Source organism: uncultured Proteiniphilum sp., assembly GCF_937873925.1.
Classification (GTDB): Bacteria; Bacteroidota; Bacteroidia; order Bacteroidales; family Dysgonomonadaceae; genus Proteiniphilum.
The window spans coordinates 45,871-57,938 of sequence record NZ_CALNAT010000188.1; the positions used below are offsets into that span (position 1 = coordinate 45,871).

The window sequence follows — 12,068 nt, forward strand, 5'->3', positions numbered from 1 at the left end:
ACATATATGTCACTGAAGATCAGACTGATTATCATGAATTTCCTCCAGTTCGCGGTATGGGGGGCCTATCTCACTTCCATGTCCCGTTACCTGGGGCCCGCCGGACTGGGATCACACATCGGTATTTTTTATTCCGTGCAGGGGATTGTCTCCATTTTCATGCCTGCCATCATGGGGATTGTAGCCGACAGATGGGTACCCGCGCAAAAACTGCTGGGGATAAGTCATCTTTTGGCTTCCTCCTTTATGTTATCGGCCGGTTTATATGGATTATACAGCGGTACGGAGGTCTCTTTTTCCATCTTTTTTGCTCTTTATACCCTGAGTGTAGCCTTTTACATGCCCACCCTGGCCCTGTCCAATTCGGTCGCCTACACCATCCTGGAAAAGGGAGGAATGGATACGGTCAAAGCTTTCCCTCCCATACGCGTCTTCGGCACCATAGGGTTTATCTGTACCATGTGGCTTGTGGATATCCTGGGATATCAGACTTCGTCGATGCAGTTTGTTGTGAGCGCCCTGTTGGGTCTCATGCTGGGGTTATATGCGTTTACATTACCCAATTGTCCGGTGAGTGCTGCTACAGGCAGTAAGACCCTGTTTCAGGCGCTCGGCCTGGATGCATTTAAACTCTTTAAGATAAGAAAAATGGCGCTCTTTTTTATCTTTTCGATGTTATTGGGAGTCGCCCTGCAGATCACCAACGGATTTGCCAACCCGTTCGTCGCCAGCTTCGAAGCGCAGCCCGAGTATGCCAATACCTTCGGTGTACAACATTCGAATATATTGATATCCCTTTCCCAGATATCGGAAGCGCTCTGTATCCTGTTGATTCCCTTCTTCCTGAGGCGCTATGGTATCAAGAAGGTGATGTTGATCGCCATGTTCGCCTGGGTGCTGCGCTTCGGTTTCTTCGGTTTGGGCAATACCGGTAGTGGTGTATGGCTGCTGGTACTCTCCATGTTGGTATATGGCGTCGCTTTCGATTTTTTCAATGTTTCGGGATCGTTGTTCGTGGATAAGGAGACACCGCATACCATCCGCGCCAGTGCACAGGGGTTGTTTATGCTGATGACCAACGGAATAGGCGCCACAATAGGCACATTGTGGGCGCAGTGGGTGGTGAACCGGTTCTGCTCATGGACGGACGTAACCGTAGGATCTACCACCAAATCGCTCCTGATTGGTGATTGGCAGAGTGTCTGGTTTATCTTTGCCGGATATGCCCTCGTGGTTACCATCCTGTTTGCCATCCTCTTCCGGTACAGGCATGTACGGACCGGATGATTTATATCATGGACATTGCAAAACGCTGTAATAAAAATCCGATATTGCGCCCTTCGGATTTAAAACCGGGAATAGAGGGAATGGAGATAACGTGTTTACTTAATCCCGGAGTATTCAGAATGAACGGCAAAACATGGCTTTTGTTACGGGTAGCTGAAAGGCCAAAACAGATTGAAGGGAAAATTAGTTTTCCGGTATATAACAAAGGCGGACAAATAGAAGTATTGAGCTTCGATAAGGATGATCCTCAATTAGATGCCTCAGATCCTCGCGTGATACGATATAAGGGGCAAAATTACCTTACTACATTGTCATATTTGCGCCTGGTCTGTAGTGACGATGATGTGCATTTTCGCGAAGATCCGGCTTACCCGCCGATTTTCGGTGAAGGAATGCTGGAGTCTTTCGGCATCGAAGATTGTCGCGTAGCCACTATGGAAGACGGCTTCTTTCTTACCTATACCATGGTATCGCCTGTGGCGGTAGGGGTAGGCCTGATGGTTACAAAAGATTTCAAAACTTACGACCGGAAAGGGATGATATTTCCGCCGCATAATAAAGATTGTGCCGTTTTTGAAGAAAAAATCAACAATAAATATTACGCCCTGCATCGTCCAAGCAGCCCCGAACTGGGCGGAAATTACATTTGGTTGGCAGAATCTTCCGACAGGATTCATTGGGGAAACCATAAGTGTATCGCGGCCACACGGGATAATAGCTGGGATTCGGCACGTGTGGGGGCAGGAGCTGCGCCCATTAAAACAAAGGAAGGCTGGCTGGAGATATATCATGGTGCGAATTCAGATCACAGGTATTGTTTAGGTGCGCTGCTGCTGGATTTGAATGATCCGTCGAGAGTGCTGGCGCGAAGTGTGGAGCCTGTTATGGAGCCTGTTGCCGAATATGAAAAGACCGGTTTCTTTGGGAATGTGGTGTTTACGAATGGACAATATGTGAAAGGCGATACGGTTAAATTATTCTATGGCGCCAGCGATGAGGTCATTTGCAGAGCAGAATTTTCCATTAAGGAGGTATTAAATTCTTTGAAATAAAAAAATGTCGAAATGCGAAACACCGCTACCCGGTTTACGTTGCAATTTACCAGCTTTGCATGTACTTCGGGGTGTTGGTTACATCGGGGCTGAACGGAAACCGAATTTTCCTGACAGGAAAGGGGAATAACATAAAAAACAGGAGGAAGACCGATAAGACTTCCTCCTGTTTTTTTTAACTATGAGAGCCCGACGGATATGTTTATTCCGCTACTTTGGGCATCATCACTACCGTTTTCAGGTTATCCTGATCGAGCAGATCCCTGGCAAAGTTTTGAATATCACCGGGGGTAACGGCATTCACGGTTTCGAGGTATTGGGTGTGGTTGTCTTCGCCGTAAAAATATTTGTTGTCGAGGATATTCATCCAGTAATTGTTTTCTTTCAGGTTTTCGTTGTAACTCTTGTTCATGTACTCTTTCACCTTGGTGAAATCTGTTTCACGCGGACCATTTGAAGCTATTTCCCCGAGTACATCTAAAATGATCCGATTGAGATGCTCCATCTTTTCCGGATCGGTATCGAACATGATCTGCAGGATAGTTTGTCCTTCCGGATACCGGGAAATGGAACCTCCTGCATATACGCCGTAAGTTCCCCCTTCCTCTTCACGCACTTTCTCAGTGTAGACGATATCCAGGATCTGGTCGAACATGCTCATCAGTATCTGATTCTTTAGGGCACGTTCTGTTTTTCCCGTTACAGTGTTGAATACCGACGCTTTGGGATTTTGCATTGCACGTTGGAAAATATTTTCCAGACTTCCTTCCCTGAAGTTCATGGGTACTTTCACGAATTCACCTTTTTCCTGTTTTCCGGGTAGGGATGCCAGATACTGTTCAACGACAGGGCGCACTTTTTCCTCATCGATATTGCCCACGAACGTAAAGACGAAACTGCCGGGATTGGCGAATCGCTCAGTATACATTTCCATGATGCGGTTATAGTCGATCTTTTTCAGATCACCCATCTGTATCCTTTTTGTCAACGGATTATCGCCATGCAATGCGCTAGTCACCGAGTCGCTGAAAGCTACCATCGGTTCGGCCTCCTGGTTCTTCAGTTGAGTCTCCATACGTTGCAGGTACGACTGGAAAGCATCGTTATCCTTTCGTGGGGCAGTGAAATAGAGGTAAACCAGTTGCAACATGGTCTCGAAATCCCTGATGGAAGAGGACCCGTTGAAATCCTGTGTAATGAGGCTGACGCTCGGGCGGGCGGATGCCGTCTTGCCGGCCAGCACTTTGGGCAGGTCGGTCGCACTGAAGTTCCCTATCCCTCCCAGTGTCGCTACATTACTCATCAACCTGCTGTTAACAGGATCCTGTACGCCATAGTGCGAATATCCGCCGGCACTTGTTCCGGTCATCATGATCTGATCGTCTTTGAAGTCGGTATTCTTCAGGATTACCTTCATGCCGTTTTCCAGGGTCCATACGGTAGCATCCATCGCCTCATCCTTTTCCGTCTTTACGATTTTTCCGGGGATGGGTGGCGTGGCCACCAGCGGTTCATCGATCACCTCTTCCGCATAGGGATCGATAGTTTCAGCCTGTACCGATGCCAGTACGCCGAGCAGCGCCTCTTCAGCAGGATATACCAACCCTTCCTTTTCCGGGCCGGTGATAGCGATCACTATATTTTCATTGCCAATTAACTGCTGGATGGTTTGGTTAATCACTTCTACCGGGATGTTCGGGGCTACTGCCTGCATCAGCTGATACTCATACTCAATACCCGGGATGGGTTCCCCATCGGTGAAGGCGCGTACATATTCCTGTGAATAGGAAGAATTCTTCTGTTTATCACGGTTGTTGTAGGCATCCTCATAGATTTTCAGGATATTGGTGCGGGCCACTTCATATTCCGATGCAGTGAAGCCGTGCCGTTTCACTCTTTCCGTCTCGCGGACCATAGCTGCCAGCGCATTTTCTATTTTGTCTTCCGCACTTCCCGCCGCCACGGTCCATGCATCCTTTGTCTTAGCCACGAAATAATCACCGTCGTATGCATAGGCAGTGGTGAAAGGGGCATCGGGTTTTTGAATGATCTCGGACAGTCGTTGGTTCATCATCGATGAAGCAGCATTCAGGATATACTGTGTGATATAACCGGCCTGGGTGTTTTTCATTTCATCGGGCATCGGGTCGTGTTTATAAAACAGTAATATCTGGGTATTACGGGCTTCCTTGTCGGTGGCAACGGCTACTATGGGTTCCTTGTTATCGGGAACCGGATAGTATTCGCGTTCAGCTCTTTCCTGGTCGAGTTTGATGGGCGAGAACAACTCCTTTACCTTTTGCTCCATCGAGTCTACGTCAAAATTTCCCACCACGATGATGCCCTGCAGATCGGGACGGTACCATTTATGGTAATAGGTCCTGATCTCTTCCGGCTTGAAGTTGTTGATCACGTCGATACTGCCGATAGGCATACGATTGGCATATTTGCTGCCGGGATACATCTTTGGCAGCAGTTGGTCCCACAGACGTTGCTGCGCTCCGCCGCGTGTGCGCCATTCTTCACGGATCACACCCCGTTCGTTTTCCAGTTCCTCCTCTTCCAGGGCAATGGCATTGGACCAGTCATGAAGTACGAGTAGGGCCGAGTCCACCAGATTTTTATTGGTTGTCGGGATGTTGGTCATAAAATAGACCGTCTCATCAAAAGAAGTATAGGCATTGATGTTGGTGCCGAACTTAATCCCGTTGTCCTGCAGATAATTCAACATACTTTTTCCGGGGAAATTTGTTGTACCATTAAATGCCATGTGCTCCAGGAAGTGGGCCAGACCGGCCTGATTATCCTCTTCCTGCATAGAACCCACTTTCTGCGCGATATAGAAATCGGCCCTGTTTTCGGGAAGGTTGTTTTGCCGGATGTAATAGGTCAGTCCATTGTCAAGTTTACCCGTCCTCACCTTCGGATCTACCGGCAGAGGAGGATTTTGCTGTGCATAAGTAACCAGACCGGTTACCAAAAGCAGAAATGTGATTAATTTTTTCATACCATTAATTTATTTTTTTCTTGGCGGTGTATGGAACGTTTTAGAACCAAGATTTTTAGAATCAAGAACCAAGATGAATCGGTAGTGGAAAGATTAAAATCAAAACTCTGAAATTGAAATATCCTGACTCTTGGCTCTTTGTCCTTTACTCTTAATTCATGCTCATTTCATAGGGTTATTTTTTTGTGGGTATATGATATATCGTTGCTGCTCAGAAAAACCAATTACCGGATCGAACGGAGGTTGATCATATTCTGTCCAATACTATTTTGATGAGGTCTTCTATGGAGCCTTTGTAATCGGCATTCGATTTCAAGGCTACACGGTTGGCAATGATGGTGCAGACAGTCATCGCCTTGTGTCCCATTAGCTTCCCTAATCCTGCGATAGCGGAACTCTCCATTTCATAATTGGTAATGGAGTGTTCCCCGAAACGGAACGACTCGATTTTGGCGTTCAGGTCGGGATCGGCCAGCGGCAGGCGTACATGCCTCCCCTGCGGACCGTAAAAACCAATAGCCGAGATGGTAACACCCCGGATCATGTCATGTCCCACACGGTCGACAAGCTCCTCGTCAGCACTCACCACATAGGGAGAGCAGTGGTAGGGCGACCAACCCACCTCTCTTTGAAAAGCTTCTTCGAAATCTTTTTCGCGGATCGACTCGGAGTTGGCATAATAATGGATGAGTCCGTCGAAACCGATCGACTTTTCCGATACCACATAAGAGCCTACCGGACAATGCGGTTGCATGCCTCCCGAGGTACCCACCCGCACCATGGTAAGTTGTTTGAGTTCATCTTTCACCAACCGCGTGTTAAAATCGATATTGGCCAGTGCGTCCAACTCAGTGAGCACGATATCTATATTGTCGGTGCCAATACCGTGGGAGAGCGCAGTGATCCGTTTTCCTTTATACATCCCGGTAACGGTATGGAATTCCCGGCTGCGTACATCACACTCGATACTCTCGAAGAAAGAGGCGGTCATTGTTACACGGTCGGGGTCTCCCATCATCACAATCTTGTCAGAAAGTTGCTCCGGTTGAATATGGAGATGAAAGGCGCTTCCGTCGGAATTGATGATCAGTTCCGATTCAGGTATGATTCTCATAATATGTACTGTCTGTTATATCTAACAATTATTTTTTATTTCCGCCGCCTTGCGGTTTTGCAATGGAATCTCTCATATCGGTATCGGCCTTGATATTTTCCATCCGGTAATAATCCATAATACCCAGATTACCGTTACGGAACGCTTCGGCCATAGCGATAGGAACTTCCGCCTCAGCTTCGATCACTTTGGCGCGTGCTTCCTGTGCTTTGGCTTTCATTTCCTGTTCCAGAGCAATAGCCATGGCCCGCCGTTCCTCGGCGCGTGCCTGTGCGATATTCTTGTCGGCTTGTGCCTGGTCCATCTGCAGTACAGCGCCGATATTCTTACCTATATCGATGTCGGCGATATCGATAGAGAGAATTTCAAATGCTGTTCCTGCATCCAATCCTTTTTTCAGGACCAGCTTGGAGATTGAGTCTGGGTTTTCGAGCACCGATTTGTGCGACACGGCAGAACCGATGGATGAGACGATCCCTTCACCCACGCGGGCCAGAATAGTTTCTTCACCGGCACCCCCTACCAGTTGCTTAATGTTTGCGCGTACCGTCACACGGGCTTTGGCGATCAACTGGATACCATCGATGGCTACGGCAGAGACGGGAGGCGTATCAATCACTTTCGGGTTAACAGACATTCTGACGGCCTCCAGCACATCGCGTCCTGCCAGATCGATGGCGGTAGCCATCTGAAAGGTGAGGTCGATATTTGCTTTGGAGGCGGAAACCAATGCATGCACCACTTTTTCCACGTGCCCTCCGGCAAGATAGTGCGCTTCCAGGTTATCACGGGTGACCATCTTCAGCCCGGCCTTGTGCGCTTCGATCATCGCGTAAACGATGGTGTGGGGCGGTACGCGGCGCAGGCGCATCAGGAAGAGCTGCACGAGCGAGATGCGTACACCCGCCGACAGCGCATTGATCCACAGGAAGAAGGGGACGTAGTGAAAGAATATCAATAAAAAGATGATGATTACGGCAATCGTAATAATCAATGGAAACGATAAAATAGTCATAATAAATTTGTTTTTGGTGTTGTATGTTAAGTATATTCAATAAATTTAGTCGTTTTCTTGCTATGGCATATTCAAGTAAACTTAGTTGTTTTGAGTCGCCTTCGCTCCTCGATTTCCAATTCTACGCTCAACATAGTCAAAATAAGTTTTGCCTCTGTATTCGCTTATCGAAAACATTGCAAGCAAGCTTGTCTTTTGCTCATTTAGCGTAACGAAAACGTTTTTTAAATCTTTTCCGAAGGGATCGTTACTTTTCTCTTTACCAGTACATTGTAGGTTTCTACTTTTACCACCTCTATTTCGGTGTCTTCGTCAATGAATTCCCCGTCGAAAGATTTTCCTTCCATCACTACATCGTTCACCATTACTTTTCCAATGGGATTCAGCCGGGAAAGCGTCGCGCCGCTGTCGCCGACGGCTATCCCCTGCAAATAGGAGGTGTCCACTTTCCCTTCGATATTCGTATCTAAGGAGATCTTCCGTAGCGATTTTGATTTCAGCAGCCAGAAGAAACTTCCGCCAAGCAGTACGGCCGTGCCCGCAAGCGTTATATTCCCCACGGTGCTGCCCTGAAAGATGTATGCATATATTATTCCCCCTATCAGGAAAATAGCGCCTGCAATGCCTGCAATGCTGATGCCGGGAAGCAGGAAGATCTCAATGAGCATGAACACTACTCCCAGCAGGATCACGGCGATTATAAGGATCAAATCGAATGTCATATGCAGTTAATATTGATTAAAATGGGTGCGTATTTCTTCATTTCTGGCCTGCATTTTAAGTCTTTCCGTTTCCCGGAAAAGCGACTCGGTTTCTTTTTCCAGCTTGAGAATAGACGTTGCAAGGGCGTCGTTCATTTGGCCGCCGGTAAATTGGTCTCTTTTCTGGGATAACTCGCCATTCAACACCTGTAACTGTTCTTCATAACCTAACGCTTGTGAAAAGAGCGATCTGGCGCGCTCATTCCTGAAATCCGACAGAGTGTGGTAGGTTGCCTGATCGTTGATCATAAATGTAAAATCACCCTCAGTTTCCTGTTGTATGACGGTTTTTTGTTGCGCCAGTGAACGAAGTGCCTCGTAGTTCGTATCTCCTTTCCATGTGTCGGCAATAGAAGATATCTGTGCCCTGCGGGCAAGATAGCCGGCATCATCACTTTCGACGAGTTGAACCTGCGGGTTCGGGATAAAGGTATATATACAGACCGAATCGGCCGGTTGAAACCTGTCGGAGGCAAACCATCCGATACCTTTCTCTTCATCCATCGCCATCATGTAGTCGTTAAAAGGCGAATTGAAGGGCATATTCAGCTGATTGGGAGTGAGATATGAGTCTGAGGTGAGATTGTACCGTGTGACGAAAAGGTCATACCCTCCGAACGACGGGTCGTCTGTGGAGGCAAAATAGAGGGTCATCCCGTCGTTCAATACGAACGGAAATGCCTGGTTACCTCCTTGGTTGATGGTTTCGGGCAATTTTTTCTCATTCCCGAAAATGTCGAGTAACTTATCCATTGTAAAGAGATCTGTACCGGTTACCGCATCACCCCCGGAATAGTATATCTTGTCCTGCCGTTCGTTCATATAAAGTGTCTCTTTGGTTACGGACCGGTCGGGGAAGAACTCATTCACGGGGATCAATGAACCGGATGAGGCGCTCAGGTTATAAGCGGATAAGAAATCAGATTTCGGAACGACCAGACTGTCGATGATCTGCAGATCTTCCGTACGGTTGACAGCTCTTTGGAGTCTTTCGGCATATGACCGTTTCTGATCCAGTATCTCCAATGCTTCACTGTCTCTGCGTTTGGCACGCTGGTATTTTTCGAACTCTTTTCCCGCATCTTCAAAACGATACATTTTTGTGTACAGTTCCCCCAGGTAGATATAGGCTTCGGGAATTTTCCGTTCTGAAGCAAATTCCAGATATTTCTGCGCTTCGGGTATTCTGCCGGTTTCGTAGAGGCATACGCCCAGCCATTGGTTGACGGAGGGGTTATTGGGATTATTGAGGTATTCTGTCTGAAAAACGGGCAATGCCTCGGTATACCGGCCTTCCTGATACCAGTTCTTGGCATCGTCCAGCGTTTGCCCCGTTGCATAAAGACAAAAGAACATCAAAACGTGGATAGAAAAAAAGCGGCCTCGTTTCATAGAGCGTTATAAACTAATCTTCAAAGATAATAATTTGTTTTATTTTATGCTCCATATTCAGGGAGATAATTTAGTGCCAGGGTCGTTTTAAACAGGTGAACTTTGTTCTATAGTTACCACTTCTACGGGCGGGGTGGGAGGTAGCGCATGTTCCACTTTTTTATTCATGATGCCGAAATCCCATTTATAGATCCGTTGCAGAATGAAAACAACCAACAGGCTCGCGATGGAGATAGAGATAAGGCTTGCCACGGGATCGAGATCGTGCAGCAGGAAGAGTGCATCGGTCTGTAATGCCGATGCTTGATGGGTGACAAGCACAGCCGTAAGCGCGTTGTTGATGAAATGGATGCCGAGCGCTAACTCAATGCCGTCATCGAGAATGGAAATAAGTCCCAGCATCAACCCCATGATAAGATACTGCGGCATAGAGAGCCATAATCCATACTCTTTTACTTCGGGATTGGCTATATGCATGAGAGCAAATAGTACGGACGGAATGATCAGTGCCCACCAGCGGCTTTTTGTCCATCGTGCCGCACCCTGCGCCAGATAACCGCGGAACAGGATCTCTTCGATACTTGTCTGGAACGGCATTATAATAAGGATGATCAGGAGTAGCGGGAAAAAGGCGCCAGCGTTGAGCCGGAATTCATATTCGCCGGGCGAAGAGATCAACAGGCTGATGACCGTATCCACGAGGATAATGATTCCCCAGACGATGATCCCAACCCGGATACGATCCCAACGTATCTGCCTGCGGCCGTTGATGGTCTCACGGACCGTACGCCCGTGCAGCGGCTTTACCAATACAGCAAAGAGGAGAAACGTGATGACGAAGGTCCCCAGCATCACCAACAAAAAAAGATTAGATGAAATACCCCAGTCGGATGGGTTTTGTATGGCGGCTGAGAGGTCGCCGATATTTCCCCCGTTCGACAGGATGGCGGGAAACAGCAGGAGGAACAGAGGAATAACTGCTATTTGTGCTGCCACCATAACAATCACGGCCATTAAGATGTACCGGCCGATACCGTTTTTGCCTTGTAAGGCGCGTTCTAAGTGTTTCATTTGCGTATATTTTAAATGATTATTCAATTACATTAAACGAAAGCGTTCATCATCTCTCCACTCCATAATATCTCCCGGCTGGCAGTTCAATTCCTTGCAGATGGCTTCCAGCGTACTGAAACGGATGGCCTTGGCCTTCCCTGTTTTCAGGATCGAAAGATTGGCCGGAGTGATCCCCACCCGTTCCGATAACTCGTTCAGGGAGATCTTTTTCTTGGCCATCTCTACATCTAAATTTATAATAATGGGCATTGCGTTCTTTTGTTAAATTGTGAGGTCTTATTTTTCTTTCAACTTTCGTGAGAGGCTAAAGATCAATGTGCTGTTAAGAAAGTTTCACCCTGCAAATATAATACAATTGTTTTTATAAAACAGCAAAAATATATCGAAATACGATAAATATTTATTGTTAAAATAAATTTATACTTTATCATACTTGTTGTTTAATATTTATTGTTGGATAATTCGTTATCAGCCGACAAGTAAAAACGTGCAGCCCCTTTTTGAATTGGATTACACGTTTTTGAGTTGTCCTGAAATAAAAATTATTTTATATTCTATGTCTTTTCACTCTTGATTGGCTTTCTGAGTCCAAACTAATTTTCGCTTAGCCATCTCTCAATTATTTCATCTGCCTCTTGTTCCGGCAAAATATGCCCTGCGAGATACTCAGCTTTTGCTTCACTGATTCTTTGCTCTTGTTCGGGAGTAAGTTGGTACTTTTCTTTTTCAAGTTCAAAATCGAGTAGTTTACGAAGTTCCTCTATGATGCCGGGTTCATCTGTATTGGCTATGCGGCTTATTGAATCTATTTTTAATTCGGCTGTGCTCATTGTGTCAACGGTTTATCTGTTTTTTCTATTCACACATGTAACCTTTTCTGCCGAGCGACCATAGCTGTGGGATCAATTTAACGTTCGTTTATCCTGCCGGACATTCCATGCCTCTTTCATCTCGACCGGTATTACTTGTAAACACTTGCTCAATTCATTCGAATTTTACCGTTTTTCCGTGGTCTTTTCGTATCTTTGTGCCCTGAAAACTTCTTTTTTTGAATTGACGCCATCTGTCGGCGTTCCAACCCGGTTATACAATATGCACGAAAAAATTATCATTCTCGATTTCGGTTCGCAAACCACGCAACTGATAGGTCGCCGCGTAAGAGAATTAAACACCTATTGCGAAATAGTGCCTTACAATAAATTCCCCTTTGGGGATGAATCGGTGAAGGGCGTAATCCTTTCGGGAAGCCCTTTCTCGGTGAATGATACCGAAGCTTTCAAAGCCGATTTAAGTGAGATCCGCGGCCGGTATCCCGTGTTGGGTATCTGTTACGGTGCGCAGTTGATGGCGCAATCCAAGGGTGGAA

At 46.7% G+C, this 12,068-nt stretch carries 10 protein-coding genes and 1 pseudogene; 3 read left to right on the plus strand and 8 right to left on the minus strand.

What is annotated here, in order from left to right; all coding sequences use genetic code 11:
• The first annotated feature begins 6 nt into the window (after nucleotides 1-6).
• A complete protein-coding gene (locus Q0502_RS12995) occupies nucleotides 7-1,287 on the plus strand; it encodes an MFS transporter (RefSeq protein ID WP_298651378.1) in 1,281 nt (426 codons plus the stop codon).
• Between the two features lie 8 nt (nucleotides 1,288-1,295).
• Nucleotides 1,296-2,339 carry a glycoside hydrolase family 130 protein gene (locus Q0502_RS13000; protein ID WP_298651380.1) on the plus strand — a complete coding sequence of 348 codons (1,044 nt, stop codon included), beginning with the start codon at nucleotides 1,296-1,298 and terminating at the stop codon, nucleotides 2,337-2,339.
• 202 nt (nucleotides 2,340-2,541) lie between these two features.
• Here Q0502_RS13000 and Q0502_RS13005 read toward each other — a convergent pair whose 3' ends face one another.
• The 8 genes from Q0502_RS13005 to Q0502_RS13040 all read right to left on the minus strand — a co-directional run bounded on the left by Q0502_RS13005 (nucleotide 2,542) and on the right by Q0502_RS13040 (nucleotide 11,532).
• Complete coding sequence (locus tag Q0502_RS13005; RefSeq protein WP_298651382.1) at nucleotides 2,542-5,346, minus strand: M16 family metallopeptidase; 2,805 nt, start codon at nucleotides 5,344-5,346, stop codon at nucleotides 2,542-2,544.
• Nucleotides 5,347-5,593: 247 nt separating this feature from the next.
• A complete protein-coding gene (locus Q0502_RS13010) occupies nucleotides 5,594-6,460 on the minus strand; it encodes a nucleoside phosphorylase (protein ID WP_298651384.1) in 867 nt (288 codons plus the stop codon).
• A 28-nt stretch (nucleotides 6,461-6,488) separates the two neighbouring features.
• The gene (gene floA, locus Q0502_RS13015; protein WP_298651386.1) at nucleotides 6,489-7,475 is read right to left on the minus strand and encodes a flotillin-like protein FloA; all 987 of its coding nucleotides are present in this window, start codon (nucleotides 7,473-7,475) and stop codon (nucleotides 6,489-6,491) included.
• Between the two features lie 224 nt (nucleotides 7,476-7,699).
• Nucleotides 7,700-8,197, minus strand: coding sequence for a hypothetical protein (locus Q0502_RS13020; protein ID WP_298651388.1), 498 nt, complete (start codon nucleotides 8,195-8,197; stop codon nucleotides 7,700-7,702).
• A gap of 6 nt (nucleotides 8,198-8,203) precedes the next feature.
• Nucleotides 8,204-9,628 (minus strand): tetratricopeptide repeat protein, encoded by a 1,425-nt coding sequence (locus Q0502_RS13025; protein WP_298651390.1) that lies wholly within the window; start codon nucleotides 9,626-9,628, stop codon nucleotides 8,204-8,206.
• Nucleotides 9,629-9,715: 87 nt separating this feature from the next.
• Nucleotides 9,716-10,699 (minus strand): type II CAAX endopeptidase family protein, encoded by a 984-nt coding sequence (locus Q0502_RS13030; protein WP_298651391.1) that lies wholly within the window; start codon nucleotides 10,697-10,699, stop codon nucleotides 9,716-9,718.
• Between the two features lie 27 nt (nucleotides 10,700-10,726).
• Nucleotides 10,727-10,951 (minus strand): helix-turn-helix transcriptional regulator, encoded by a 225-nt coding sequence (locus Q0502_RS13035; RefSeq protein ID WP_298651393.1) that lies wholly within the window; start codon nucleotides 10,949-10,951, stop codon nucleotides 10,727-10,729.
• A gap of 344 nt (nucleotides 10,952-11,295) precedes the next feature.
• Complete coding sequence (locus tag Q0502_RS13040) at nucleotides 11,296-11,532, minus strand: hypothetical protein (protein ID WP_298651395.1); 237 nt, start codon at nucleotides 11,530-11,532, stop codon at nucleotides 11,296-11,298.
• A gap of 262 nt (nucleotides 11,533-11,794) precedes the next feature.
• On the opposite strand from Q0502_RS13040, the pseudogene Q0502_RS13045 reads away from it, so the two are divergent.
• Nucleotides 11,795-12,068, plus strand: a pseudogene (locus Q0502_RS13045) (GMP synthase (glutamine-hydrolyzing)); the annotation flags it as partial.